Source organism: Streptomyces sp. NPDC003016, assembly GCF_053591455.1.
This window is the reverse complement of sequence record NZ_JBSFTV010000017.1, coordinates 122309-147668: the sequence shown is the minus strand read 5'-3', so window position 1 is coordinate 147668 and position 25360 is coordinate 122309. Positions and strand designations below refer to the sequence as shown.

The 25360-nt window shown below is 70.4% G+C and carries 22 protein-coding genes and 1 pseudogene; 8 read left to right on the top strand and 15 right to left on the bottom strand.

The window, feature by feature from the left end:
* Nucleotides 1-49 precede the first annotated feature (49 nt).
* Nucleotides 50-1369, bottom strand: coding sequence for an ABC transporter substrate-binding protein (locus ACWDZ4_RS17125; protein ID WP_451509205.1), 1320 nt, complete (start codon nucleotides 1367-1369; stop codon nucleotides 50-52).
* A 276-nt stretch (nucleotides 1370-1645) separates the two neighbouring features.
* Between ACWDZ4_RS17125 and ACWDZ4_RS17120 the strand changes: the two genes are divergently transcribed.
* The 4 genes and pseudogenes from ACWDZ4_RS17120 (at nucleotide 1646) to ACWDZ4_RS17105 (ending at nucleotide 6841) form a co-directional block, all read left to right on the top strand.
* Nucleotides 1646-4054 (top strand): glycoside hydrolase family 2 protein, encoded by a 2409-nt coding sequence (locus ACWDZ4_RS17120; protein WP_451509204.1) that lies wholly within the window; start codon nucleotides 1646-1648, stop codon nucleotides 4052-4054.
* Entirely contained in the window at nucleotides 4051-5082 is a 1032-nt protein-coding gene (locus tag ACWDZ4_RS17115) for a LacI family DNA-binding transcriptional regulator (RefSeq protein ID WP_451509203.1), read from the top strand. Before ACWDZ4_RS17120 ends, ACWDZ4_RS17115 begins: the two co-directional genes overlap by 4 nt.
* Before the next feature lie 235 nt (nucleotides 5083-5317).
* A pseudogene (locus ACWDZ4_RS17110) lies at nucleotides 5318-5737 on the top strand (PucR family transcriptional regulator ligand-binding domain-containing protein); the annotation flags it as partial.
* 102 nt (nucleotides 5738-5839) lie between these two features.
* Nucleotides 5840-6841 (top strand): PucR family transcriptional regulator, encoded by a 1002-nt coding sequence (locus ACWDZ4_RS17105; RefSeq protein ID WP_451509221.1) that lies wholly within the window; start codon nucleotides 5840-5842, stop codon nucleotides 6839-6841.
* A gap of 7 nt (nucleotides 6842-6848) precedes the next feature.
* Here ACWDZ4_RS17105 and ACWDZ4_RS17100 read toward each other — a convergent pair whose 3' ends face one another.
* From ACWDZ4_RS17100 to ACWDZ4_RS17065, 8 genes are all read right to left on the bottom strand, one after another.
* Complete coding sequence (locus ACWDZ4_RS17100; protein ID WP_451509202.1) at nucleotides 6849-8429, bottom strand: amidase; 1581 nt, start codon at nucleotides 8427-8429, stop codon at nucleotides 6849-6851.
* Nucleotides 8426-8779: a hypothetical protein gene (locus ACWDZ4_RS17095; protein ID WP_451509201.1), complete on the bottom strand. Its 354-nt coding sequence runs from the start codon at nucleotides 8777-8779 to the stop codon at nucleotides 8426-8428. The genes ACWDZ4_RS17100 and ACWDZ4_RS17095 overlap by 4 nt, the downstream gene beginning before the upstream one ends.
* A complete protein-coding gene (locus ACWDZ4_RS17090) occupies nucleotides 8773-9003 on the bottom strand; it encodes an MbtH family protein (protein ID WP_451509200.1) in 231 nt (76 codons plus the stop codon). The genes ACWDZ4_RS17095 and ACWDZ4_RS17090 overlap by 7 nt, the downstream gene beginning before the upstream one ends.
* A 25-nt stretch (nucleotides 9004-9028) precedes the next feature.
* A complete protein-coding gene (locus ACWDZ4_RS17085; protein ID WP_451509199.1) occupies nucleotides 9029-9811 on the bottom strand; it encodes a thioesterase II family protein in 783 nt (260 codons plus the stop codon).
* Between the two features lie 20 nt (nucleotides 9812-9831).
* A complete protein-coding gene (locus tag ACWDZ4_RS17080; RefSeq protein ID WP_451509198.1) occupies nucleotides 9832-11046 on the bottom strand; it encodes a cytochrome P450 in 1215 nt (404 codons plus the stop codon).
* Nucleotides 11039-12901 carry a non-ribosomal peptide synthetase gene (locus tag ACWDZ4_RS17075; protein ID WP_451509197.1) on the bottom strand — a complete coding sequence of 621 codons (1863 nt, stop codon included), beginning with the start codon at nucleotides 12899-12901 and terminating at the stop codon, nucleotides 11039-11041. The genes ACWDZ4_RS17080 and ACWDZ4_RS17075 overlap by 8 nt, the downstream gene beginning before the upstream one ends.
* Before the next feature lies 1 nt (nucleotide 12902).
* Entirely contained in the window at nucleotides 12903-13652 is a 750-nt protein-coding gene (locus ACWDZ4_RS17070; protein WP_451509220.1) for an asparagine synthase-related protein, read from the bottom strand.
* Nucleotides 13653-14055: 403 nt separating this feature from the next.
* Nucleotides 14056-14445, bottom strand: a complete 390-nt coding sequence (locus ACWDZ4_RS17065) for a cupin domain-containing protein (RefSeq protein ID WP_451509196.1) — start codon at nucleotides 14443-14445, stop codon at nucleotides 14056-14058.
* A gap of 212 nt (nucleotides 14446-14657) precedes the next feature.
* Here ACWDZ4_RS17065 and ACWDZ4_RS17060 point away from each other — a divergent pair, with 212 nt between their 5' ends.
* Together ACWDZ4_RS17060 and ACWDZ4_RS17055 are read left to right on the top strand one after the other, a co-directional pair.
* Nucleotides 14658-15350 carry an AzlC family ABC transporter permease gene (locus ACWDZ4_RS17060; RefSeq protein WP_451509195.1) on the top strand — a complete coding sequence of 231 codons (693 nt, stop codon included), beginning with the start codon at nucleotides 14658-14660 and terminating at the stop codon, nucleotides 15348-15350.
* Complete coding sequence (locus ACWDZ4_RS17055; protein WP_451509194.1) at nucleotides 15347-15664, top strand: AzlD domain-containing protein; 318 nt, start codon at nucleotides 15347-15349, stop codon at nucleotides 15662-15664. Before ACWDZ4_RS17060 ends, ACWDZ4_RS17055 begins: the two co-directional genes overlap by 4 nt.
* A gap of 126 nt (nucleotides 15665-15790) precedes the next feature.
* Here ACWDZ4_RS17055 and ACWDZ4_RS17050 read toward each other — a convergent pair whose 3' ends face one another.
* The 4 genes from ACWDZ4_RS17050 to ACWDZ4_RS17035 all read right to left on the bottom strand — a co-directional run bounded on the left by ACWDZ4_RS17050 (nucleotide 15791) and on the right by ACWDZ4_RS17035 (nucleotide 21141).
* Nucleotides 15791-16771: an acetylxylan esterase gene (locus ACWDZ4_RS17050; protein WP_451509193.1), complete on the bottom strand. Its 981-nt coding sequence runs from the start codon at nucleotides 16769-16771 to the stop codon at nucleotides 15791-15793.
* 150 nt (nucleotides 16772-16921) lie between these two features.
* Complete coding sequence (locus tag ACWDZ4_RS17045; protein WP_451509192.1) at nucleotides 16922-18544, bottom strand: cellulase family glycosylhydrolase; 1623 nt, start codon at nucleotides 18542-18544, stop codon at nucleotides 16922-16924.
* Between the two features lie 326 nt (nucleotides 18545-18870).
* On the bottom strand, nucleotides 18871-20115 hold the full coding sequence (gene manA, locus ACWDZ4_RS17040) for a mannose-6-phosphate isomerase, class I (RefSeq protein WP_451509191.1): 1245 nt from the start codon (nucleotides 20113-20115) through the stop codon (nucleotides 18871-18873).
* Nucleotides 20116-20157: 42 nt separating this feature from the next.
* Nucleotides 20158-21141 carry an ROK family protein gene (locus ACWDZ4_RS17035; protein ID WP_451509219.1) on the bottom strand — a complete coding sequence of 328 codons (984 nt, stop codon included), beginning with the start codon at nucleotides 21139-21141 and terminating at the stop codon, nucleotides 20158-20160.
* Nucleotides 21142-21465: 324 nt separating this feature from the next.
* Between ACWDZ4_RS17035 and ACWDZ4_RS17030 the strand changes: the two genes are divergently transcribed.
* Nucleotides 21466-21828, top strand: a complete 363-nt coding sequence (locus ACWDZ4_RS17030) for a tetratricopeptide repeat protein (protein ID WP_451509190.1) — start codon at nucleotides 21466-21468, stop codon at nucleotides 21826-21828.
* Here ACWDZ4_RS17030 and ACWDZ4_RS17025 read toward each other — a convergent pair.
* Nucleotides 21825-22400: an ATP-binding protein gene (locus ACWDZ4_RS17025; protein ID WP_451509189.1), complete on the bottom strand. Its 576-nt coding sequence runs from the start codon at nucleotides 22398-22400 to the stop codon at nucleotides 21825-21827. The genes ACWDZ4_RS17030 and ACWDZ4_RS17025 overlap by 4 nt on opposite strands.
* 231 nt (nucleotides 22401-22631) lie before the next feature.
* On the opposite strand from ACWDZ4_RS17025, the gene ACWDZ4_RS17020 reads away from it, so the two are divergent.
* Entirely contained in the window at nucleotides 22632-23936 is a 1305-nt protein-coding gene (locus ACWDZ4_RS17020; RefSeq protein WP_451509188.1) for an alpha/beta family hydrolase, read from the top strand.
* 167 nt (nucleotides 23937-24103) lie between these two features.
* On the opposite strand, the gene ACWDZ4_RS17015 is transcribed toward ACWDZ4_RS17020, so the two are convergent.
* The gene (locus ACWDZ4_RS17015) at nucleotides 24104-25273 is read right to left on the bottom strand and encodes a TetR/AcrR family transcriptional regulator (protein WP_451509187.1); all 1170 of its coding nucleotides are present in this window, start codon (nucleotides 25271-25273) and stop codon (nucleotides 24104-24106) included.
* Nucleotides 25274-25360: the final 87 nt, after the last annotated feature.

Genomic DNA, 25360 nt, shown 5'->3' with positions numbered 1-25360 from the left:
CAGGGGCCCCGGCCGGTGTCGTACGGCCGGGACCCGCGTCCGCCGTCCGTCAGGAGCCGGCGGTCTTCGCCGCCTCGTCCCACTTCTTGTCCAGGTCGGCGAAGAAGTCCTGGAGGCTGCCCTTCTGGGCGCCGCGCGCCGTGTCGATCAGTTTCTGGCGGTAGTCGTGCTTGGCCAGGCCGATCTCGGCGGCGTTGTCGATCGCGTTGACCTGCTCGGTCTCCGCCTCGGAGCGCTCCACCAGCTTGACATCGTTGTCAACGTAGTCCTTGAGCGTGCTCGGCAGGGGAGCGGACTTCACCGCGGGGACCGCGCCCTCCTTCTGCGAGTAACCGGACTTCTCGGTGAACCAGTCGATCCAGGCCCGGGCGGCCGTCTTGTGCTCGGAGTGGATGCTGACGGCCTGCTGGTAGTCGGAGACGACGGTGGCGCAGAACGCGCCGTCCTTCTGTACGGGGAAGGGCATGAAGCCGATGTCGTCCGGATCGGCGCCCGCCTTCTTCGCGGCGTCCCGCATCTGTGTGATCGCCCACGAACCGAGCTGCATGGTCGCGATCTCCCCCTTGGCGATCAGGGTCTTGGAGCTCTCCCAGTTGGTGGTGGTGGGGTCCTTCTCGGCCAGCCCGTCGTGGACGATGTCGTACAGGAGCGAGTCGATGACGTTCAGCTCACTGCCCCGCTTCCACGGGGAGACGGGGCCGGCGAGCCGGTCGCTGGCCTTCGCGTCACAGGTGACCGAGCCGATGTTGTTGCTCCAGGCGGTGAGCGGCCAGCCGTCCTTGAAGTTGGTGTAGTACGGGACCGCGCCGGTCTTGTCCTTGACCGCCTTCAGGGCTGCCGTGAACTGCTCGGGGGTGGTCGGCCACCGCGTGACACCGGCCTTCTTCCAGACGGCCTTGTTGTAGACGAAGCCGTTGGCCGTGCCGAACTGGGCGACGCCGTAGACCTTGCCCCCGACATCCGTCTTGTCGCTGAAGCGGTACTTGTCGGCGAGTTCGGAGGTGGCGCCCAGGGGGGCGAAGAACTTCGGGTAGTCGCCCTTGGCGACCGCGCCGGGGATCATCAGCACGTCGCCGTACGCCTTGGTGTTCATCCGGATCCTGACCTCCCCCTCGTAGTCGGTCAGAGGCTCGAACTTGACCTTCACCTTGGGGTAGATCCTGTTGAACTCGGCGGCGTATGCCTTCATCGCCCCGCTCTGGACAAGGTCCGTACGCGGCGTCAGGACCTTGATCTCGCCCGAGGCATCGCCCGGGTCGGCGGGGGCGGCCGCCGTCTCGCCGGAGGCGGCGCCTCCGCCGCCGCACCCCGTCACGGTCAGCAGCGCGACGGTCAGCAGCGCGCCTGTGAGCGTCTTCGTCTTCCCCATGTGCCAGCTCCTTCAGGGTTGCGGATCGGGTCCGCGGTGGGATGTCGGCACTATGTCAGGCAGATGTGAACCGGTAAAGCTCTGATTTCCGGCACGATGCCCAATCGTTACCGGAGACGGGTAATCCACTGGCAGGAGAAGCGAAACGGGGACGCTGCGTTACGCCAGCGTGTCTGAACTGAGCTTTACCGGTTCATGGACAGAGGCTCGGAGCCGGGTTAGGTTGTGCGGCGTCGTACATCCACCTGGCCTGAGTCAGGCGATTGGAGCCGCACCATGAAGGACGTCACCCAGCTGACCGAGGGCTGGAGCCTGCGCCACGAGGGGGCGCTGCTCCCGGCGCGGGTTCCCGGCTGCGTCCACACCGATCTGCTGGCCGCCCAGCTCATCCCCGACCCGTTCATCGGCCGCAACGAGACCGAGATCGCCTGGGTCGGCAGGCGGGCGTGGTCCTACGTCACGGACCTGTCGCACGACAGCGCCCACGAGCGCACCGACCTGGTTTTCGACGGGCTGGACACCGCCGCGGAGATCACCCTCGCCGGCGAGGTTCTCGGTACGACGCGCAACATGCACCGCGGTTACCGGTTCGACGTCACGGGGCGCACCGGAACGCTGGAGGTCGGCTTCGCCTCCGCCTACGACGAGGCGGCGGTGGTCCGGGACCTGACCGGGGAGCGGCCCAACGTCTACCCCGAGCCCTTCCAGTACATCCGCAAGATGGCCTCCGGCTTCGGCTGGGACTGGGGCCCCACCGTGGTGACCGCGGGCATGTGGCGCCCCGTACGGCTGGAGCACTGGTCGACCGCCAGGATCGCGCGGGTGCGCCCCCTCGTCACGGTCGCGCAGGACGGCACGGGCCGCGTGGAGGTGCGCCTGCGGGTGGAGCGTACGGAGCGGGGGGCCGGACGCCGGCTCGTCGCGCGCGCCCGCGTGGCGGGGACGCGGGCCGAGGCCGAGGTCTCCTTCGACGGCGAGGAAGCCGTGCTGCGCCTGGAGGTTCCCGGGGCCCGGCTCTGGTGGCCCCGCGGATACGGTGAACAGCCCCTCTACGACCTCGACCTGACGCTGCTGGACGAGGCCGGCGCCCTCGACACCTGGCACCGCCGGATCGGGTTCCGCACGGTCGAGCTGGACCGCTCCGCCGACGAGCACGGGACCGGTTGCACCTTCGTCGTCAACGGCGTACGGATCTTCGCGCGCGGGGTCAACTGGATCCCGGACGACGTCCTGCCGAGCCGCGTCACCCCCGAGCGCTACCGGACCCGGCTGACCCAGGCCGCCGGGGCCAACGTCGACCTCGTCCGGATCTGGGGCGGCGGCATCTACGAGGACGACGCCTTCTACGACGTCTGCGACGAGCTGGGCCTGATGGTCTGGCAGGACTTCCTCTTCGCCTGCGCCGCCTACCCCGAGGAGCAGCCGCTGCGCGGAGAGGTCGAGGCCGAAGCGCGTGACAACGTTGTCCGTCTGATGCCGCACCCGAGCCTGGTCCTGTGGAACGGCAACAACGAGAACCTGTGGGGCTTCAGGGACTGGGAGTGGGAGCCGGCCCTGGCGGGCGACTCGTGGGGAGAGGGGTACTACCTCGGCCTGCTGCCGCGGATCGTCGCCGAACTCGACCCCACCCGCCCCTACACGGCGGGCAGCCCCTGGTCCGGCTCCTGGGACCACCACCCCAACGACACGCGCCACGGCACCCACCACTCCTGGGAGGTGTGGAACCGGCAGGACTACGCGGAGTACCGGGCGAGCGTGCCCCGGTTCGTCGCCGAGTTCGGCTGGCAGGCCCCTCCGGCGATGGCGACCCTGCGCAGGGCCCTGCCCGGTGAGGACCTCGCCCCCGACTCCCCCGGCATGCTCCACCACCAGAAGGCCGAGGACGGCAACGGCAAGCTCGACCGGGGCGTGGCGCGTCACTTCGCCCTGCCCGGGAACGACTTCGACCGGTGGCACTACCTCACCCAGGTCGTCCAGGCGCGCGCCGTCGCGGCCGGCATCGAGCACTGGCGGGCGAACTGGCCGGTCTGCGCCGGCACGGTGGTCTGGCAGCTGAACGACTGCTGGCCGGTCAGCTCCTGGGCCGCGATCGACGGCGACGGGCGGCTGAAGCCGCTGTACCACGAGCTGCGCCGGGTGTACGCGGACCGGCTGCTGACCCTCCAGCCGGAAACCGGCGGGCTCGTGCTCGCCGTCGTCAACCAGTCGGCCGAGCGGTGGCGGACGGCTGTCGCGCTCCGGCGCCTGGAGGCGGACGGCGCCCTGGCGGACGAGACCGTCCTCGACGTCGTGGCCGAGCCCCGGTCGGTGGTGCGGCTGGCGGTCCCGGCGGGCCTGGTGCCGGCGGAGCGGTCGTCCAAGGAGTTCCTGGTCGCCGACGCGGACGGGCTGCGCGCGGTCCATTTCCCCGTACCGGACAAGGAGTTCGCGTATCCGGAGCCGCGTTTCGATGTCCGGCTGGAGCCCGTGCCCGGACAGGGGGATAGAGTCGACGTCGTGGTGACGGCACAGACCCTGGTGAGGGACCTCCTCCTGCAGGCCGACCGGCTCGGCCCCGGGGCGAGTGCGGACTGCGGCCTGCGGACGCTGCTGCCCGGCGAGGAGACCCGTATCCGGGTCAGCGGCTGCGGCCGTGTGGACGTCGATGCCGTCCGGACCGCTCTGTTCAGTGTGGATGTGGTGTGAAGCCGCCTTCCGGACGCGTCACGATCAACGACGTCGCAGCGCGGGCAGGAGTGTCCAAGGGCGCGGTCTCCATGGCCTTCAACAACAGGCCGGGAGTCTCACCGACCACCAGGGAGCGCATTTTCGAGGCCGCCCGCGACCTCGGCTGGGCTCCCCACCAGACCGCTCGCAGCCTCTCCAGCCAGCGCATCGACATCGTCGGTCTGGCGATCTGCCGGCCGGCCCGGCTGCTCGGCCTCGAACCCTTCTACATGGAGTTCATCTCCGGCATCGAAAGCGTCCTGGCGGAAAGGTCGTGCTCGCTCCTGCTGCGCCTGGTGCGTGACCTCGACGAGGAAATCGCCCTGTACGAGAGGTGGTGGCGCAGCAAGATGATCGGCGGTGCCATCCTCGTGGACTTCCACCAGGACGATCCGCGGGTTCCGGCGCTGCAGGCCATCGGGCTCCGGGCGGTGGCCGTCGGGCACCCGTCCCTGACGGGGTCGTTCCCGTCGGTCTGGACCGACGACGCCACGGCCGCGGCCGAGGCCGTCCGTTACCTGGCCGCCCTGGGCCACCGGCGCATCGCGCGCGTCGGCGGCCCGGCGGGGCTCGGGCACAGCGGCATCCGGGCCGCCGCGTTCGAGTCCACGACACGCGAGCTCGGCCTGGAGGGGCACCGTCAGGTGTCCACCGGATTCGCCGGCGAGGAGGGCGCCCGGGCGACCCGCAGCCTGCTGCTGTCGCCCGACCGGCCGACGGCGATCGTGTACGACAACGACATCATGGCCGTCGCGGGCGCCGCTGTGGCGGCCGAGATGGGGCTCGTCGTACCGGACGACCTGTCCCTGCTCGCGTGGGACGACTCGCAGTTGTGCCGTCTGACGCACCCCACGCTGTCGGCGATGAGCCACGACGTGCACCACTTCGGCGCGGAGGTCGCCCGTACCCTGTTCGGTGTGATCGCCGGCTCCCGGGGGGACTCGCTCCAGGTGCCGACGCCTTCGCTCACCCCGCGGGGCTCCACCGGGCCGCCGCCGCGCGGATAGCCCCGACGGAACGGCTCAGGGCCGCACCTCCCTCACCGGGGTGCGGCCCTGGGCCGTTCCTCCACCAGGCCGTCGGAGACTGTCGTACCGCTGACATGACTCAATCGATTCGCTGGAAGGCGGCCGTCCATTAAAGGGCCGCCTCGCCAGGCCTACTGTGGGTATGTGAAAACGAAAGGGCCGTAGCGCGGCGCGTCGGCGGCCCTCAAGGAGCGCGAATTGCCAGCCGTCCGGCATGGGACATTTCGATATCCACTCCTGGATGAGTGGAGCAGGGGGATATGACCGTTCCTCACCCGTACGCCAGGGCTGCGTCGCGCACGAGTTTCGTGGAGGAGATATGGAAAATACATCCAAACTGCCTCAGATTACCCCCTCGGGCCTCCGCTTGCACGACGGTACGGCTCACTCCGACCAGAAGATCAACGACGTGGTGATCACTGAACTCCGGGACCCCCGCCCCCTGCTCGAAGGCGGTGAACTGGTGCTGACCACGGGAGAACGCCAGCATGAAGAAATGTGGCAGCGATTGTTCACGGAGAACGTCGTTCGTGGAAATGCGGCGGCCATCGGGTTCGTGATCGGCTTACGACACAGGGCCGCACCTGCGGCGATGCTGGAAATCGCCGAGCAGTCCGGTCTTCCTGTACTGGAAATACCCAGTCGATCACTGTTATCCAAATCCAGCCGTCTTCAGAGCCCGCCCGGAAAACCACACCGAGCGAGCCTGCCCACGCTGTCCGAGCATCAGCGCAGGATGCTCGACGAGGTCGTGGCGGGGCGCGGCATCGCGGGAGTTCTCAACAGGCTGAGCGAGGCGACCGGCGCGCCCACGGCGGTCCTGGATCTGTCCGGCGCCGGGCTCGACCCCTTGGCCGACAGCTACGACTGGTCCACGCACCGGTTGCACGACCAGCGGTTACGTATGACGACCATCGATCCCCCGCATGCCAAGACCCTGCTTCTCTCCATGGCACACAGCGACGTGGCGGCCGAGCTCCAGGAACACGCGGCACAGCTGATCCATGTCGAGCTCGGCCGCACCGCCGCCTTCCAGGCGGGGCGCCGGGAACTGGCGGGACAGATCATCGAGGATGTGGTACGTGACGCGCTCTCCGGGGCCGAGGCCGGCAGGAAGCTCGTCACCATCGGCATCGACCCCGGGGAGTCGCACAGCGTCCTGCTGGTGCGCAGCGACGACGAGGCGGCCTCCCACGCCGCCCAACTCACCCTCAGCCGGACGGCGGAGGTGGTGGCCGGCGTCGGAGCGTACGGCGTCGGCGTGATGCGCGGCCCGCAGTCCGCCGCCGAGTGGGCGGGCAGCCTCGCTCAGTACGGACTCGAAGGCCAGGATCTCGCGGTGGGGATCGGTGGCCCCTATCCGGGGGTCCAGGGTCTTCGCTGGGCGTTCCTGGAGGCCCAGGAGGCCGCCGCCCACGGCAGCGGTGTGCACCAGGGACGGCTGCCCAACATGGTTCGGCTGCTGATGTCCATGCCAGACCTGCCCCTGCGCGAGGTCGCGCACAAGGCGATGCAGCCACTTGTCGATTTCGACGCGTTGCATACGGGCGAGCTGGTGCGCACCCTGACCACGTTCCTCGACTCGGGCTGTTCCCCGCAGCAGACCGCCCGCGAACTGTTCGTACACCGCAACACGGTGCGCTACCGCCTGGAGCAGGTCGAGCGGCTCACCGGCTTGTCGCTGGCGAGCACCGAGAACCGGGTCCATCTGTGGCTGGCGTCCCAGCTGCTCGCGTAGCGTCCCGTCAGCACGTGGTGCGGGCGACCTGGACCGCGTCGAGCCGTTCGCGCCCGCGCGCCACGGAGCCGTCCGCCGTCCCCGGGTCCGCCGGCCGGCGGCGGTGCCAGTCGGTACGCGCCTGGTATGCGGCGGCCACGGACAGGAGACGGTCCTCGGCGTAGGGCAGACCGCCGAGGATCGTGCCCACGGGAAGGCCCGCACGGTCGAATCCGATCGGCAGCCCCAGCTCGGGCAGTCCGATCATGTCGAAGGGCACCGGGTCGGTCTGGACGACGACGTCGCACTGGCCGAACAGGCCGTCCAGCACCCGCTCCAGCAGCAGGAGCCTGGTCCGCTGCCCGACGAGGAATTCGTTCCCCCCGAGGAGCGCCCCCTCGAGCCAGGGGATCACGGAGACGCCGAACGCCCGCAGATCGCGCCTCAGTTGCGGCAGGAACGCCTCGCTGCGCTCCGGAAGCCGTACGTTGTTGAACGCGCTGCCGGTCAGCAGTTCCCACTGGGCGGGCAGTGGAACGTCCACCAGAGACACCCCGGGGATGGCGTCAAGGGTGTCGAGGAAACGTTTGCGGGCCGCCGCCGTGTCGTCGGCCCCGGAGAGGTATCCCGGGACGACACCGATCCTGGTCGGCCAGCGCAGTGCCACCCGGCCTCTCCTGCGCACGGGGGTCGCGGCCTCGATCAGGTCGGGTACCGGCGGCAGGCCCTGCGTCCTCAGGTCGTTTCTGTCGGGCCCCGCCATCACCGACAGCATGATCGCGGCGTCGAGGGCGTCCCTGGCCAGGGGGCCGGGGTGGTCACGGCTGTAACTCAACGGCACGATTCCGTACAGCGACACGCGGCCCATCGTGGGCTTGAGCCCGGTGAGGTTCTGCGCGTTGGAGGGCCAGGTGATGGACCCGCCTGTCTGGGTACCCGTGCCCGACGTGGCCAGGCGCCCGGCCACCGCGGTCGCCGTACCGCTCGACGAGGCTCCCGGGTCCACCGCCGGATCATCCGGCGCCCAGGCGTTGACCGTGGTGATCAGCCCGTCGGGCTCAGTGGCCCGGGTGCTGGCGAGCGGTCCCATCTGAGCCTTGCCGAGGACGATGGCGCCCGCCCGCCGCAGGCGTGCGACGGCCGTCGCGTCGAACGACGGCACGAAGTCCTGGAAGAGGAAGGAGTTGGCGGTGGTGCGCGTCCCGGCCGTGAAGAAGTTGTCCTTGACGGCCAGGGGAATGCCGTGCAGGAGGCCGCGTGCGGGCCGACGGCCCGCCTCCCGTGCCTCGGCCGTGGCCGCTTGCGTCCGTACCAGGTTGAACGCCTTGTAGACGTCCTCATGAGCGGCGATACGGGTCAGGTAGGCCCGTGTCAGCTCTTCCGGCATCAGGTCTCCCCGCCGGATCATGGTCATGGCCTCGGCGACGGTCAGCTCGGTGAGGTCGGCGACCGCTTCCGGGCGCGGTTCGACGAACGGCAGTGTGGCGCTGTGGCGGGGCGCCCGCGCGGCCGCCACCGCGGGCAGCGGCCCGGCCCCCGCGACCGACAGTGCGGCGGCCCGGGAGAGAAAGGCGCGCCGGTCCACTCGGCGGTCCAGCGGGCCTTTCACCGGCCGGTCCTTCCGACCGCCCGTGAGGGGTACAACTGGGGCGCGGCTGTCTGCTGGCGCAGGGCGTGGTCGTCGGCCGGGTCGGTGCCGTCAGGAACCGGGATGCGGTAGGCGGCGAGCACGCCGACCGTCTGTCTCACGAAGGCGCGGAGTTCGGCGAGGACGGTGTCCTGGCCGGGTGCCCCGGTGTCCTGATCGGGCCGGGAGCCCTCGGGGAGCTGACCGAGGTCGATGCCGAGGGATGTGAGACGGGCGTGGATCATGCCGTCGATCACGCCGTCCGTGAGGTCGCCCGTTCCGGGCGGCGTCTGCGGGCTGTCGTCCGCGCTCTCGTGCACCCGTTTCAGCACGATGTCGCCCCGCCCGGTCCGGCGTCCATCCGGGTGCGCAGGCTGAGCGGCCGCATGTCGGTCCAGTTCTGTCCGATCCATTCCAGGCACTGTGCGCGGTCACCGCTGACTCCCACGGACCGCCAGCCCGCCGGGGTCTCCAGGTCCGCGGCCCAGATCGAGTACTGCTCCTCGTGGTTGACCACGACGTCGTAGTGCGTCGGGTCGTCGTGCGTGTCGTCCATCTCCATGCCTCTCCTGCTCGCATGCCTAGGGGCGTGGCTGTTCCTGAGCCGCCCGGCGCATATGGGTCTCCAGGTCCGTGTTGATCGTCTTCAGCACATGGGACCAGCCGTGCTGGTCGAACACGTGGGCTCCCGGCACGGATCGCAGCGCGAACGGGCCCCGGGTGGTTCGGGCCCATTGCGCCATGTCCTGGCCGGACACGAGAGGGTCGTCCGCCCCGTGGAAAGCCGTGACCGGGCAGTCGAGCAGCTCGGGTGCCCGGTCGAGGTAGGCGTCGGCGACGTGCAGGTCCGCTCGCACGAGGGGCAGCGTGATCTCCATCAGCTCCTCGTCGTCCAGCACCTCGTCGGGGAGTCCGAGAGCGGACAACTGAGCCCGCAGGGCCGCGTCGTCCAGGCGCCCGAGCGCGGGCAGCGGCCTCTCGGGCAGCGGCGCGTTACAACTGGCGAAGAAGAGCCGCACGGGTTCTTGGCCGTGCTTCCTGCTCAGCTTCCGGGCGAGCACGAGGGCGATCAGCGCGCCCATGCTGTGCCCGAACACCGCGAACGGTTCATCGGCGTGCACCTGGAACAGCTCGCACAGCGTGTCGGCGATGACCTCCAGGTCGGTCAGCGGTTCCTCCCGCCAGCGGTCGGCGCGGCCGGGGAGCTGGACGGCCATCACCTCGGTGCCGGCCGGGAGGTGGTGTTCCCAGCCCTTGAAGACCGACGCGGAGCCGCCCGCGTACGGCAGGCACAGCAGCCGCAGCCGGGTCGGCCCCCCGGAGCTCTTGCTGACGAACCACCTGGGTTCGGAGGTCTTGCGCATCGTCGTGTCCTCCGTTCCGGTCAGGAGACGAGAGCGACGGGAAGGTGGCGGATGCCGTACGCGAAGTTGGAGTGCAGCTTCTCCACCGGCCCGTTCAGTTCGAAGCGCAGGCCGCGTGCGAGGAGGGCGCCGAGGAATGCCTCCATCTCGAAGCGGGCGATGGAGGCGCCGATGCAGTGGTGTCGGCCCACCCCGAAGGTGAGGTGCTTGTTGGGCGTGCGGGTGATGTCGAAGCGGTCCGGGTCGTCGAAGACGTCCTCGTCGCGGTTGGCCGACGAGTTCCACAGCGTCACCGCGTCACCGGCCTTGATGTGCCGACCGCGGATGGTCACGGGGCGCGTGAGCGTCCGCTGGACGTAGGTGTTGGTCGCCGTCCAGCGGAACAGCTCCTCCATCGCGCTGCCGAGCAGCTCGGGCTGCTTGAGCAGCTGTTCGTACTGGTCCGGGTGCTCGATGAAGGTCAGCACGCTGAAGCTGGCCGTGTGCACCGTCGTTTCGTTGCCGCCGACGGCGAGGTTCAAGCAGTTGTAGAGGATCTCGGACTCGTTCATCGGCCGGCCATTGATCTCGGCCCGCAGGAGACGGCTGACCACGTCGTCGCCGGGGTTCTCCCGGCGTTCGTCGAGGAGCTCGGCGAAGAACTCGAAGATGTCCAGCTGGGACTTGATCAGTGTGACGTCGCTGGAGTTCTCGCCGCGGTACTCATCGTCCCTGAAGCCGATCATGGTACGGGTCAGCCTTTGCAGCTGGGCGGCGCGTTCCGGTGGCAGTCCCATGGTGGCGGCGAGAACCCCGGTGGGCATGGCGGGTGACACCTCGGTGGCGATGTCGCCGCCACCGTTCTCGACGAGGCGGTCCAGCGCCGCTTCCAGGCAGGCGCGTACGCACTCCTTGGTCCTGGCCATGGTCGCGGGATTGAATCCGGCCTGGTGGACCTGTTGCCGGAGCTGGGTGTGGCGGGGCGGGTCGGTGGAGATCAGCATCTGGCCCGAAGAGGTGTCGCTCGAACTGCGGAACGACCCGCCGAGCATCGTGCCCCGGGACGAGCTGTACGTGTCCGGGTGCAGGTACGCGGTCGCGATGTCGTCGTACTTGGTCAGTGCCCAGAAACCACCGCTCTCGGTGGGGTTCCAGTAGACGGGGTCGTTGTGCCGCAGCCAGTGGAAGGCCTCGTACGGGGAGCCGTCGGCGAACAGTTCGGTCGCCGACAAGTCGATGCGGGGAGCTTCAGTCATGGCCGGGAGCCTCCTTCGCCGAGGGGGCCTGGTCGATCACTTCGGCCAGCTCCCGCAGCGTGCTGTTCTCGAACAGAACGTGTGATTCCACCTGTGTGCCGAGCTCCTTGACGATGGCGCTCCGTACCCGGAAGGCCAGCAGGGAGTGGCCGCCGAGGTCGAAGAAGTCGTCCGTGACGCTGACGTCCTCGACCTTGAGGACCCGCTCCCACAGGGCGGCCAGCCAGCGCTCGGTACTGGTCTCGGGGGGCGCCGCACCGGACCTGCGACGCACCTCGGCGGCGCGCAGGGCGTGCAGCGCGTCCCGGTCCCGCTTGCCGTTGCTCGTCGTCGGCAGGGCGTCGATGACCGAGACCGAACCCGGCACCATGTGCCGGGGCACCGTATCCGCCAGGTACCGGCGCAGCTCCGGGCCCGTCAGGTCCTCGGACGCACAGACGATGAACGCGGCCAAGGACCGTTCGCCGGATGTGTCGTCGACGAGGACGGCGGCCTGCAGCACACCCGGATGGCTGCAGATGGCCTGCTCCACCTCGGTGGGTTCGACGCGATGGCCACGGATCTTGACCTGTGTGTCGAAGCGGCCGAGGAATTCCAGCTGGCCCTCGGCATTCGTCCGTACCCGGTCACCGGTGGCGTAGAAGCGGCTGCCCGGAGCGCCGAAGGGATTGGGCAGGAACCGCTCCGCGGTCAGCGCGGGGCGTCCGAGGTAACCGCGGGCCACACCGACGCCGCCGACGAGGAGTTCGCCGCTCTCGCCGGCCGGCAGCGGCCTCAGCCTCTCGTCGACGACATAGGTCTCGTAACCGTCGAGGGCGGTGCCGATCGGGATGGCAGGGGCGCCGTCGGCGACGGAGTCGACGTGGCAGGCGGTCGCGGCGGTGGTGATCTCACTGGGCCCGTACAGGTTGTACAGCGTCCCCTTGAAGGCGCCGGCGAGCAGATCTCGGCAGGTCTTCGGCAGGAGCACGTCGCCGCCGCTGCACAGATACCTGAGCGGCGAGAAGGCATCCCGGTCCACCCGGACGACCTCGTTGAGCACGGCGGCGGGTACCAGCATCATCGTCACCCGGCGGCGCTTCAGTTCGCGGCGCAGGTCGATCGGCAGGAGCGCGTCGATCTTGGGCAGCACCACCACCTCGGCGCCGGCCGCGAGGGCCGCCCACATCTCGAGGGTGATTCCGTCGAACGAGATGCTGGAGATCTGGCCGATCTTGTCGTCCGGGCCGAGCTTCGGCAGGCTCGCACTGCGGGCCAGCGCAACGATGTTGTCGTGGGTGAAGACGATGCCTTTGGGTTCGCCGGTCGAGCCGGAGGTGTACAGCACACAGGCGGCGGCCTCCGGGTCGCCGCGGGGACCGTCGAGGACGGTGAGGGAATCCTCGTCGTGCGCCGGGAGGCGGTCGTCCCCGGTCCCTTCGTCCGTGGCGGGATCGTCCCGCGGCGCGTTCACCCGCACGTCATCCGACGTGGCATCGCCCCAGGCGAGGAGCTCGACGCCCGGCGGCAGCGTGTCCACCTCCTCCGCCTGCCCGACAAGGACCCGGAGGCCGCTGTCACGCACCATCAGATCCCGGCGCGCGGGCGGATAGTCGGCGTCGATGGGTACCGCTGACGCCCCGGCCCTGACGACACCCAGCAGGGCGGCTATGGCGTCCCTGCCGCGTGGCAGCCGGATGCCCACATGGTCTTCGGGGCGGACCCCGCGCTCGATCAGCGATGCGGCCAGTCGCCGGGACCGCGCGTCGAGCTGCCGGTAGGTCCAGGTGCCCTCGTCGTCGCTCACAGCCGGGCGGTCCGCGTGCCGGGCCAGGGTCTCGGCGAATAGTGCAGGAAGAGTCGGAGTGGAACTCATCTCATGTCTCCAGTCGCGCTGGTGTCCTGCAAGGGGTGGTGTTCCGGTCCGCGCGCGCCGGCTGTTCGCGCAGGATCGTGAAGGTGAGCACGATCATGAGCCAGTCCGTACGGAGCGGAGTCGACGGGCGGTGGCCCGGGACGCGGCAGGCGTCGTAGAGACGCCCGACCTCGCCGGGGTCGAAGACGCCATGCCGTCTGACAAGTTCCGGCGAAAGCCAGTCGCCGGTGAATTCGGGTGCCGCCCGGACCAGGTGGGCGCTGCTCTGAGCGGTGAAGGGGAACTTCTCCCGCTCGGCGACACTGGCGGGCACCGTGCCCCGGGCTGCCCGCTTGAGGATGTATTTCTCCTCGAAGTCGTGCAACTTCAGATCCGGCGGCACCTCCATGGCCATGCGTACGAAGTCCAGGTCGAGGAAGGGGTAGCGGCCCTCTACCGAGTCGGCCATCGTCATCCGGTCGCCGTGGTCCCCGAGCAGGTGGTCGGTGAGCCGCAGCTTCACGTCCAAAGAGGAACGCTGGTGCATGCGGTGGCGCCCGCGCAGCCGGCTGCCGTCCACGAGCGGGGGCGCCGAGGGGCCCGTACAGAAGAACTCCTCCAGCGAGGAGCGGAGTTCGGCGGAGTAGAGCTGGTTGCGGATCTGGTCCAGCGCCCGGAAGTCGAGGTCGTAGCCGTAGTCGGGATCGCCCCACAGGCGCTCTCGGTGGGCTCGCTCTTCGGCGGGTACGTCGCGCGGGGGCGTGGGCCGCAGCGCGTCGAAGCGGTAGCCCGAGTATCCGGCGAAGAATTCGTCGGAGCCCTCGCCGGCCGGATGACGCAGCGGCCGCCACCGACACGCGCACGGGCGAAGCCGGGCGGCAGGGCGTGGGAGAGGTCGTCCAGCGCGCCGTCCTCGACAGCCAGATTTATCAGCGCGTTCTTGTAGCCGCTTTCATTGCGCATCAGCGCGCACAGCATGCCGATGGCGTCCTCATATCCGGTCCGCCGGCCGACCAGCCGGCAACCACCGTAGGCGTAGTCCTTCGACGGATCCCCGTCCCATGCCACCCATGCGTCCGTAACGTCAGTGCGCACTTGATGTATCTCGACAGGCAAGGAATTCCCCTCCAATCGCTGATCGTCAATGATGCAGTGGTATGTCCGGGCTCGTCGGATCAGCTGTCACTGTGCCCTTCGCGGGGAAACTCCAAGGCGTTCGGAACAAGACTGTCCGGCAGCGGGTCGAGCCGGGGCGGCGCCGAAAAATCCAGGTACCGGGCGCCGGAAGGCCCTACACCCACCGCCGCGTGCCAGGAGTTCGCGGGAAGGAAGGCGACTTCGCCCTCGGACAGCTCGAACCGGCTGTCGTCACAGGTCATGCTGAGCAGGCCCGCGGTGACGACGGCCCACTGCTCGTGGGGATGGCGGTGCGGACGCCCGTCGAACCGTGCTTGTGGATCCGTCTCGACGTACACCACGGAAATCTGCTGACCGGTGGCGAATCTCCGAACGGCCCCGGCACGCAGGCTTTCGGCAGGCAGCGTTTTGTCCCAGTCGATCAGCACTGGTGATTCCTCCACAGAATGGGTTGGCAGAGGACGGAATCTTTCGCCTAAGCCACCCTAGGGGCGATACACGCAAGGAACCATGGGCAGTTGCACAGAATCAGCGGGACCGACTGGGCGCACCGCACACCTGGAGGGCGGCCGACGGTGACTTTCGGCCTGAATATCGAGTTCACTCCCATCCTCGGACCTGTTCCGTATATTGGATTCTCATGAAAGACGTCGATCACACGTCCGACCCCTCACCCCTGTCCCCTCCGGCGTCGGTTCGCGCGGAACTACCCGCCATCGCATCGGTCGTGACCGCGACGTTCCTCTTCGGGGTGACGTTCGGCGCGGTGGCCGGCGCGGCCGGCATCTCCACCCCGGCGGCCCTGGTCATGTCGCTCACCACATTCGGCGGCGCCGCCCAGATGGGAGCTGCCAGCGTGATCGCCGCGGGCGGCGGCGTGGGAAGCGCGATCCTGACCGGTTCCCTGCTCAACCTGCGGTATCTGCCGATGGCCATCGCGGCGATGGGGGCCTACGGGGGATCTCGGTGGCGGCGCGGCGCGTACGCGCAACTCCTCGGCGACGAGACATGGGCCCTGTCACGCAGGCCGGACGGCAGCTATGACCGGCGTCTGCTGTTGCTGTCGGGCAGCGCCGCTTACGTGCTGTGGTTCGCGGGGACCGCCCTCGGCGCTCTCAGCGTCGGCTTCGCGGGCGACGTCAGCCGTTGGGGCCTCGACATGGTGAGCCCCGCCATCTTCCTCGCTCTGCTCTGGAAGCAGTTGGGTGAGCCTCGCACACGTGTGGTGGCCGCCGTGGCCGCCACACTCGCACTCGCTCTCGTACCCGTGGCCCCGCCGGGGGTTCCCGTCGCCGTTGCCAGCTGCGCCTGCCTGATCGGATTCGTCAAATGACCGGTGAGTGGATCCTGGTCGCCGCTCTCGGCGTCATCGCCATCGCCATCAGGGCTGCGGGCCCCTTGCTGCTCGGGGACTGGAAGCCGTCGCACCGCGCTCAGCGCACCCTGCGCATGGTGGCCCCGGCGATCCTCACCGCCCTCGTGGTCCTGCAGCTCTTCACCACGGGCCAGGAGTACCGTTTCGACGCACGGCTCGCCGGACTGGCCGCCGCGGTCGTGACGCTGGCCCTGAGGGCCAGCCTCATGATCACCGTCATCTCTGCCGTCCTGGCCACCGTCATCACCCGCGCGTTGCTCGGCCAGTACTGAGCCGGTCCTGCCTGCCGAGCGTGGGGCGGCCGCACCAAGGCCCCCTGGGCATCGGACAGTTCATGGCGACGTATCACCAGACCATGATCCCGAAGAAGATCATTCGACGGCAGGCTCCAGCGGTCGCTACCGGGCCGCCGGCGCCAGGCCGCGCTCGCGCAGCCAGCGCAGGTGTTCCGGAGCGGTGGATCCCCGGCCTCCGGCGTGGTCGGCGAAGGGCCAGACCTTGATGGCCTTGGCGGCCGCGTAGGCGTGGTACGCCGCGTACACGGTGGACGGCGGGCAGACCGGGTCCATCAGCCCCACGCTGAAGAGCGCCGGAGCCAGGGCCCGTCGTGCGAAGTGGACGCCGTCGAAGTGGCCGAGGGTCCCGAAGGCCCGCTCGGGGTCGTCCCGGGTGTGGTGGCGCAGGTAGTCGACGAGTTCGGTGTACGGCCCTTCGGTGGCGGCCTCGGCCCCGCGCCTGAAGTGGCAGAGGAACGGCACGTCGGGCAGGGCCGCCGCGATGTCCCGGCCGGTCAGGCCGGCGACCGCGAGCGCGAGGCCGCCGCCCTGGCTGGCTCCCTGGACGACGATCCGGTCCGTGTCGACGTGCGGGAGGCGGCGCGCCGCGTCCACCGCGCGGACGCAGTCGGTGACGAGGCGGCGGTAGTAGTGGTCGCGCGGGTCGTGGATGCCGCGGGTCATGAAGCCGTGGACCCACTGGGGGCCGCCGCCCTCGTCGTGGTCCGGTGTGTCGTGGCCCTGGCCTCGGCTGTCGACGACGAGGTGGGCGTAACCGGCCGACGCGTAGAGGAGGTGGTCGGTCGGCAGGCCCCGTCCGCCGCTGTAGCCGATGTAGGTGATCACGGTGGGCAGGGGGCCGTCGGCTCCGGACGGGAGGATGAACCAGGCGGCGACGGGCTGGCCGCGCCAGCCGGGGAACCGCAGGTCGTAGACGTCGACGGTGGACAGCAGGGTGTCCTTGACGGGCGTGAGACGTGGGTCGCCTCCGGCCTCGCGGGACAGCCGCAGGCTCTCGTCCCAGAAGGCGTCGAAGCCCTCGGGCTCCGGTATCTGTTCGCGCAGGGCGTCCAGCTGGTCGGGGGACAGGTCGGTGAACGGCATGGAGCCGACTCCTCAGGGGTTCTGCGGCCGGTACGGTTCACGCCGCCCTGCCGTGCCGGGTGGGTTCTGACATGGCGCGACGGTCTCCCACCGGCCGGGACGGCGCCGGTGGAAGACCGCTCCACGCCCCACGGCGGGGCGCGGTGATGGTCAACTCTTCGCGCAGGTTACGCCGTTGAGGCTGAAAGCGGCGGGGATTCCGTTCGCACCGGTGGAGGAGCCGTTCAGGCCGAAGCTCACTGCGCCGCCGGCCGGTATGGTCTCGGTCCACGACTCGTTCGTCGCGCGCAGCTGTGTCCCCTGCTGGACCACCTTCGCGTTCCATGCGGAGTTGAGGGTCTGGCTGCCGGGGAAGGCGAAGTCGAGCTGCCAGCCCTTGATCTCCTGGGTGCCGGTGTTGCGGACGGTCACGTCGGCGTTGAACACGCTCCCCCAGTCGCTGAGGCGGTAGGTGACCGCGCACTTCCCGGTGGACGGGCCGCTCGCCGTGGTGACGCTCACCGTGGCGGAGCGCGGGGAGCGGTTGCCGGCCGCGTCGCGCGCGTAGACGGCGAAGGTGTAGGCGGTGGAGGCCGTCAGGCCGCTGACGGCGGCGCTGGTGGTGGTCGTGGTGGCAACCTGCGTTTCCTGGGCGCCGTTGACACGGACGACGTCGTAGGCGGTGACCGCGGTGTTGTCCGTGGACGCAGCCCACGTGAGGTGGACGCCGCCGGAGGTCACCGCGGACGCGGCCGGGGTGCCGGGCGCGGTGGGCGGCCGGGTGTCGCCGCCGCCGGTGCCGAAGACGCTTGCCTCACGGGCGGTCCGCTTGATTCCGTGGGGACCGTCGAAGAGGCGCTTCCCCCAGGTGGTCAGCCGGCTCGCGTCGAAGCCGGTGGCCATGTCGAGGTATTCGACACCGCCCCCGTTGCCGCTCCAGGACCACCCCAGGTAACCGAGGCCGAGCTCCTCGGCGGTGGCCATGATGGCGTCCTCGTCGGGGTTGCCGTCCGAATGCGCGTCACCGAACTCGCCGACGACGAGGGGAAGTCCGCGGGAAACGAACCGGTTCAGGTAGTCCCGGACCTCGGCCGCGGTGTCGTAGACGCCGTACATGTGAATCGAGAAGACGGTGTTCTTCCTCGGGTCCGCAGCGAGGACACTGGGAGCGTTGTCACGCATGGTGAACGCCCAGTCCTGGCCCCAGTTCGGTGCGTCCGCCATGAGCGTGTGCTCGAATCCGGCGGTACGCATACGGCTGATCGCGTTCGACGTGTCGGCTGTCCAGGCGGTGTATCCGGAGTTGCCGTGCGGCTCGTTCCCGAGGTTCAGGATGACGTACTTCTCCTGCCCCTTCACCGCTTCCTGGACCTCGATCCAGTAGTCGACCGCGCGGGAGAGCGAGACGGCGCCGTCCTGCTCTCCGTAGCCGGTGGTGTCATGGGGTTCGAGAACGCAGACCAGCCGGTTCGCCTTGCACCGTTCGACGACGGCCGCGACGTCCGCCGTGCCGTTCTTCGTCCAGCGGTCGCCGGTGCTGAGCACGACGCGCACGGAGTTGGCCCCCAGCGCCTTGATGTCGGCCAGTGCCCGGTTGGTCCTGTCCGGGTACCAGGTGTGCGCGTGGTTCACGCCCCTGAGGACGAAGTCGTTGCCGTTCGCGTCCAGCAGCCGGCCGTCCTTGACGTGGAACCCGGGGACCGGGTCCGCCGCCTGTGCGGCGGCCGGTGCGGCGAACATGGAGGCGGCCATGGCCAGCAGCGCTCCCGCCGCGGTGGCCAGTTTCCTTCTCATCCCTTGCTCCCAACTCGGTGCGCGCGCCCGGACGGACGTGACGTCACGGGCGTGCGGAATTTCCGTTTCATGGCGGGTGTGGTGATTCCGGATCCACGGGACTTCGTTCTCAAAGTGACGTGAAAGCCGGACCGGCTGCCCCTGTCTGATCGCGGAATGCGGCTCACGCCAGACAGGTGGAATCACTCTCACCGAAACTTCAATCGCGCCGATCTCCACTCAACGGAGAAACAGATCAATCCAGTTGGCTCATCTGTTCGGCGACCGAGAGAGAGATTATGGGCTCCCTCTTCCTCACACAATGCTTGGGACCGAACCGGTTAAGTTTAGTTGCGGTTTTTATTTCCCAGAGGAATCTGCAGGTCCGCGCGGGCGCCCGCGCCCGCCGCCACGGTGGCGCGGAAGACCTCGCCGTCGCCGGTCACGGTGACGCGTTCCCGGGCGGGGACGTAGGCGGCGTGGCCCGGCAGCAAAGTCAATGCCGCCCCTCCCTCTCCCCCGACACGGACCTCGCCCCGGGTGCACAGGAGGATCTGCGGAGCACCGTCGCCCAGCGTCCGTGCCCCGCCCCGGGCGTGCGGGGCCAGCCGGGAGAGACGGAAGTCGTCGACCGGCGCGGGGTAGACGTGTTCACCGCTCCGGTCGTCGGCCGTGGGGCTCAGCACGCGCGTCGGCGGCGCGGTGAAGCGGACGACCTTCAGCAGCTCGGTGGAGTCGATGTGTTTGGCCGTCAGCCCGCAGCGCAGCACGTTGTCGGAGTTCGCCATGATCTCCACGCCCAGGCCGGAGAGATAGGCGTGCGGGATTCCCGCGCCGAGGAACAGCGCCTCACCGGGCGCGAGCCGGACGTACGCGAGCATCAGGGCCGGCAGCAGGCCCTGGTCGCCGGGGTGGGAGCGCGTGATCGCGGCGTACGCCCCGAAGTCGCCACGGCAGGGGCCGTCGCGGTCCGCCTCCCGTACGAGCGCGTCGGCGACGGCGCCGAGAAGGTGCGGGTCGGGAGCGAGGAAGGCGGTGAACACCTCGCGCAGCGCCGCTTCCTCGGGACGGGTCCGCAGCGTCCGGGCGAAGGGGGCGAGGGCGTCCACGCGCAGAGCGTCCAGGAGATCCGCGCACCGGCCCGGCGGCCGGAAGCCGCAGAGACCGTCGAACGGGGTGAGCGCGACGATCATCTCGGGCTTGTGGTGGCTGTCCCGGTAAGTGCGGTACGGAGAGTCCAGCGGGATTCCGAAGGCGTTCTCGGCCTCGTATCCGGCCGCCGCCTGCGCCGTGTCGGGATGCACCTGGAGGGAGAGGGGCGCGTCCGCCGCGAGCAGCTTGAGCAGGAACGGCAGCCGGGGCCCGAAGCGGCGCAGTACGGAGTGCCCCAGTTCGTCCACCGGGTCGGCGGCGAGAACGCGGTCCAGCGGCACGGGGCCGCTGCCGCGGTCCACGCGTGAGGGGGCCGCGGGGTGGGCGCCCATCCACAGCTCCGCCTGCGGTGTGCCGGTGGGGCGGACTCCCATGAGCTGCGGCAGGGCGGTGACGGAGCCCCACGCATAGGACTGGATCGTGTTGGTCAGAAGGTCCACGGCTGGTGATTTCCAAGTGACTTCGAAGCGGCTGAGACGGGTCTACGGGCGGGACGCGGGAACACGGGCGCGGCCGGCCCCGGAGAGTCCTGCCTCCGCGGCCCCCGCGGCGGCCGCGCCGATCAGCCCGGCGTCCAGGGCGAGACCCGCCGGAACGATCGGCACGTTCCGGGTGAAGTCGAGCACCGCGTACTCGCCCATACGGCGGCGCAGAGGCCCGAAGAGCGTCTCCCCCGCCTGGGCCACGCCTCCGCCGATCACCACCACGTCGAGTTCGACGAGCGCGATGGTCGCGGCGATGCCGGCGGCGAGCGCCTGTCCGGCCCGGTCGTAGGCCGCCAGAGCACGCTCGTCTCCGCCACGCGCCGCCACCTCGACCGCCGCCGCGGTCGGCGTCTCCCCGGGAGGGGGCGTCCAGCCCGAAGCCAGCGCGTGGGCCGCGATCGCGGTGCCACTGGCGAATCCCTCCACACAGCCCCGCGCACCGCACGGGCAGAGCGGACCGTTCATGTCCACGGAGATGTGACCGATGTGGCCCGCGTTCCCGGAGATTCCCGCGTGCAGGCTGCCGTTGAGGATCAGCCCACCGCCCACACCGGTGGAGACCACCATGCAGAGCGCGTTGTCGACGCCCCTGGCGGCTCCCGTCCAGTGCTCGGCGGCGGTCATCGCCACCGCGTCCCCGACCAGTACCGGCCTCATGCCGACGGGCATGCGGGGATGGGAGCGCACCTTCTCCACCAGCGGATAGCCGCGCCAGCCGGGGATGTTGACGGGGCTCACCGTCCCGGCGGCGGTGTCGACCGGGCCCGCGCTGGCGATCCCCATGCAGGAGAGGGCCGGCCATTGCGCGTGCCGCGACAGGTCGTCGAGCACCGCACTGACGGCTCCCATCAGCACGTTCGCCGAGTCGCGGGCCGGGGTGGCTCGCTGCGCCCGGGCCACGAGCCGGCCGTCCGCATCCACGAGCGCCCCGGCGATCTTCGTCCCGCCGATGTCGAGTGCTCCGTACACCATCGTGTTCAGCCCTTCCGCCAGCGCAGGGGTATCCGTTCCGCAGACACTCTGCACCGCATTGACAACGTTGTCTAGTAAACGAGTTCAGTTTAGTTAATGGTTTAGCTGTATCCCCTTTACGAGCCAGCACCTCCCTGCAAAAGTAGCCTGAAGCGCTCTACCCGGAGGGTCGCGGCAACGGTCACCCGCCACCCCCGAACGGAGCTCCGCCAAGGACGCCGGCACCTCGCACCGACGGCGCGCACAAGGTAGTGGAATGTTCAATCATCTGGGCTTGTTGAGGCTTCCGCACGGCCCCGCTCCGGAGGCCGGCCGCCGAGCAGGAGGGTCCCGATGACCGGGCAGACGAATCCGAACGACGCCTACTACAGCCACGGCACCGCCGCCGACCGCTGGGCGCGGGCGCAGCTCTTCTTCGAGGCCAAGGAGTACGACAAGGCCGCCCGCGTCCTCACCGGCCTGGTCGACGAAGTCCCCGAGCAGGTCGCTCCGCGTCTGCTGCTCGCCCGTTCGTACTACCACTCCGCCCAGCTGGGCAAAGCAGAGACCGAGCTGCGTTCCGTACTGGAGCGCAGCCCGGTCGAGCACTACGCGCGGCTGATGCTCGGCCGCACGCTGGAGCGCCAGGGCCGGAGCAGCGAGGCGGCGCCGCATCTGCGGATGGCCGCCGCGCTGTCCGGGGACTTCTCCGGCTAGGCGGGGACAGGGGCGGGGGCGGCTGTCGTGGCCGCCCCCCTCCCGGACGCCGCGGCCGGCTCCAGGACGGACGCCGCGGCCGGCTCCCGGGCGGGAGCCGCCGCGGGGGCAGGGGCGGACGCGGAGGCCGGGTACTCCTTCGCGTCGCCCACGCCCGAAAGCGGCGGGCGCCGCAACAGCGGGCTGTTGCGCGCGTCCTCCACGCGCCGCGTGAACCATACGACCTTGCCGTCCGGGGTACCGCAGGTACCCCAGCTGTCGCACAGGGCCGCGACAACGGCCAGACCTCCTTCGCCGGCGGACACCAGGCGCGGCATCGGGGGGCCGTTGTCGGCCACCGAAACCGTCAGGTGTCTGCCGGTGCAGCGCAGTTCGACCACGCACCGGTTGTCGTCGCCGACATGCCGGTGGACGTTGGCCAGAAGTTCCTCGACACCCCTGCACACAGGCTGGATGTGCAGCTCGAGATTCCAGTACCGCAGGTGTGCGGCAACGATGCGCCGGATCTGCGAGACGCGCTCCGCCGATACGTGCAGTTCGGCCGCGTAATACCGGCCGGTGGGAAGTGTCATGGCCGTGGCTCCTTACCGCGAGGCCCACATGCTTCACCTCGTTGCAGCAACGACCCCCGAACACGAAGAGTGAGCGATAGTCACCATTGGGTCAGGGCCATCCTGATCCCCGGAAGCGGGGACCGCAACCGGTGCGGCCCGGTGCCACCGACTTGCGGAACAGTCGCGAGTGAGGTTGTTTCGAAGGAAATGGACGTGGTTTCCGTCTCCCCTGGTTTGGGGTGAACCACTGTGCTGTTCACCGATCGCACCGACGCGGGACGGCGTCTCGCCCTGGCCCTGCGGCATCTGGAGCCGGAAGGGCCCGTCGTGCTGGGTCTGCCCCGGGGCGGGGTTCCGGTGGCCTTCGAAGTGGCGCGGGCACTCGGCGCGCCCCTCGATGTGGTCGTCGTACGCAAACTCGGAGTCCCGTACCACCGGGAGCTGGGTTTCGGCGCCATCGGCGAGGGCGGGGCCCGGTTCATCAGCGACGACATCGTCCGCCGCAGCGGCCTCCGGGAGGAGGACCTCGTGGCGGTCGAACGCGCCGAGGAGGCGGAACTCGAACGGCGGGCACAGCGGTTCCGCGGCGACCGGCCCCGGGTGGCACTCGACGGGCGGACGGTCGTCGTGGTGGACGACGGGATCGCGACCGGCGCCACGGCGGCGGCCGCCTGCGAGGTCGTACGGGCACAGGGCGCGGCCCGCGTGGTGCTGGCCGCTCCGGTGGCGGCGCCCGACGCGGTCGCCCGGCTGAGTACCGAGGCGGACGACATCGTGTGCCTGTCCGTGCCGCAGATGTTCCGCGCTGTCGGCGAGTGGTACGAGAACTTCACCCAGACCTCCGACGAAGAAGTCGTCGCGCTGCTGGCACGGGCGGTCCAGGCCGGGGAAAGGGCCGCGAAGAGGGTCGAGGAGGTCGAGCTGGTCGCCGGCGGGGTCCGGCTGGCCGGGGACCTCACCCTGCCGGAAGGTGCCGGGGCGGTCGTGATGTTCGCCCACGGTTCCGGCAGCAGCCGCCACAGCCCGCGCAACCGGTCGGTGGCGGCGGCTCTGCACCGGGCGGGTCTGGGCACCCTGCTGTTCGACCTGCTCACGCCCGCCGAGGAAGCCGACCGGGCGAACGTCTTCGACATCGAGACCCTGGCCGGCAGGCTCGGGGACGCCACCCGCCGGCTGCACCGCCGCGTATCCGTCCCGATCGGCTACTTCGGGTCGAGCACCGGGGCCGCGGCAGCGCTGCGGGCCGCCGCGTCCGCCGGTACGGACGCCGGCACGGAGGTCGGCGCCGTGGTCTCGCGCGGTGGCCGGCCCGACCTCGCGGGGCCGCGACTGGGCGACGTACGGGCGCCCACCCTGCTCGTCGTGGGCGGCCGGGACCCGCTGGTACTCGATCTCAACCGGAAGGCCCAGGCGGAGCTGCGCTGCGAGAACCGCCTGGAGGTCGTCCCGGGCGCGACGCATCTCTTCGAGGAACCGGGGGCGCTGGACGAGGTCGCCGAACTCGCCCGGGACTGGTTCACCCGGCACCTGGGGCCGTCGGCGCGCCCCGGCTGACCGGGATCGCCGCGTCGGGCCCGGCTCCGCCGGGAGCGATGCCGGGCCCGACGGCGACCGCCCGGAGCTGTTCGGCATCACGAGCCCCGAACCGGGCTGACGCCGCGCGGAGGGCTCGCACGGTTCTCCGCGAACAGCTTCTGCCGGGTGTCGGGCGGCTTCCGCCGTCATGAACGGCGGCTCCCGTCCGGGCGGGCACGGCCGGCCCGCGCGCCGGCCCCTTCCGCCGCGGCAGCCGCGTGGCAGGCGCCGCGGCCGTCGGCGCGCGCCACGATCCGGCCTCCTTCGACACGGACGGCGGCCTCGGTGCCGTCGCTGACGGCCGGTACCCCGGCCGCCTCGGCGAGGGCGCCCGACGCGTCGTACACCACCTGGAGCCGCGGCCACGCCGACGGCGGGAACGCCTGGCGCAGGCAGCCGCACAGGCCGGCGACGGCCAGCCGTGCCAGCGGTACCAGTTCGGCCGGTTCGCCGGTGACCAGGACGGCGGTGACCGTGGCCCCGGGCGGTGCGGCCCGTACCGCTTCCTCGGCGGCTTCGAGCCGGTGCGTCCCGAGGATCGCCACCACGCCGTCGCCGGTCAGCCGCGCCGGCCCGCCGCGTACGGCGTCCACCGCGGGCGGCGGGGACCACGGCTCGTCGGCCGGGCGTGCCTGCGGGATGTAGGGGAGGTGCGGCGGGGGCCACATGTCGTCGAGAGCGAGGCCCGCCAGCCGCTCACAGGCGCTGACGACGTTGAAGGGCTCGATGAAACCGGGGGCCGCGTCGGCCATCTGACTCGCGCCGTGCAGCGTCGTGAGGACGGCCTCCGCTACGCGCACCAGGCGGCCGGGCGGGGCGTCGGGCCGCCGCAGTCCCTCCAGAGCCAGACCGAGCAGCAGCGCCTCCAGCTTCATCAGCTGGGCGAACGGCCGCCGGATCCGCTCCTCGGAGAGGACCTCGGACATCAGGTGCCGGCCCAGCCGGGGCGATCCGTGCCGGTCGCCGGCGCTGATGCCCGCGCCCATGCCGGGGCCGGCGCCGGTGTCCGTGCCGGCGAGCGGCAGCCCGGCGACCCAGGCGCGGGCGAGCGAGCCGAGCGCTTCGGGGCGGGTGCGGCCCGGCGCGGGGTGCGGGGGCTCGGGTACGCGCTCGGCGAGGTCGGCCAGGACCGCGAAGTACAGCGCCCGCTTGCCGGGGAAGTTGGAGTACACCGCGCCACGGGTCAGCCCGGCGCGCTCGGCGATGGCGTCCACTTTGGCTCCGGGGAAGCCCCGTTCGGCGAACTCGCTCCTGGCCGCGTCGAGCACCCTGGCGCGGTTGTGCTCCTGCAGCTCCGCCCTGCTGAGCCGGCCCATGGTCCTCACTTGCCTGCGTTGCCGTCCGTGTCGGTTCAAGATACCGTCGCCATCCAGATGATGACGTCATATGTTTTCAGCATTCGA

What these genes read in the sequence shown, in the direction of transcription:
- ACWDZ4_RS17125 (WP_451509205.1), bottom strand. Translation starts at nt 1,369, where the DNA reads ATGGGGAAGACGAAGACGCTCACAGGCGCGCTGCTGACCGTCGCGCTG.
- ACWDZ4_RS17120 (WP_451509204.1), top strand. Translation starts at nt 1,646, where the DNA reads ATGAAGGACGTCACCCAGCTGACCGAGGGCTGGAGCCTGCGCCACGAG.
- ACWDZ4_RS17105 (WP_451509221.1), top strand. Translation starts at nt 5,840, where the DNA reads ATGCTCGACGAGGTCGTGGCGGGGCGCGGCATCGCGGGAGTTCTCAAC.
- ACWDZ4_RS17090 (WP_451509200.1), bottom strand. Translation starts at nt 9,003, where the DNA reads ATGGACGACACGCACGACGACCCGACGCACTACGACGTCGTGGTCAAC.
- ACWDZ4_RS17085 (WP_451509199.1), bottom strand. Translation starts at nt 9,811, where the DNA reads ATGCGCAAGACCTCCGAACCCAGGTGGTTCGTCAGCAAGAGCTCCGGG.
- ACWDZ4_RS17080 (WP_451509198.1), bottom strand. Translation starts at nt 11,046, where the DNA reads ATGACTGAAGCTCCCCGCATCGACTTGTCGGCGACCGAACTGTTCGCC.
- ACWDZ4_RS17075 (WP_451509197.1), bottom strand. Translation starts at nt 12,901, where the DNA reads ATGAGTTCCACTCCGACTCTTCCTGCACTATTCGCCGAGACCCTGGCC.
- ACWDZ4_RS17060 (WP_451509195.1), top strand. Translation starts at nt 14,658, where the DNA reads ATGAAAGACGTCGATCACACGTCCGACCCCTCACCCCTGTCCCCTCCG.
- ACWDZ4_RS17055 (WP_451509194.1), top strand. Translation starts at nt 15,347, where the DNA reads ATGACCGGTGAGTGGATCCTGGTCGCCGCTCTCGGCGTCATCGCCATC.
- ACWDZ4_RS17050 (WP_451509193.1), bottom strand. Translation starts at nt 16,771, where the DNA reads ATGCCGTTCACCGACCTGTCCCCCGACCAGCTGGACGCCCTGCGCGAA.
- ACWDZ4_RS17045 (WP_451509192.1), bottom strand. Translation starts at nt 18,544, where the DNA reads ATGAGAAGGAAACTGGCCACCGCGGCGGGAGCGCTGCTGGCCATGGCC.
- ACWDZ4_RS17030 (WP_451509190.1), top strand. Translation starts at nt 21,466, where the DNA reads ATGACCGGGCAGACGAATCCGAACGACGCCTACTACAGCCACGGCACC.
- ACWDZ4_RS17025 (WP_451509189.1), bottom strand. Translation starts at nt 22,400, where the DNA reads ATGACACTTCCCACCGGCCGGTATTACGCGGCCGAACTGCACGTATCG.
- ACWDZ4_RS17015 (WP_451509187.1), bottom strand. Translation starts at nt 25,273, where the DNA reads ATGGGCCGGCTCAGCAGGGCGGAGCTGCAGGAGCACAACCGCGCCAGG.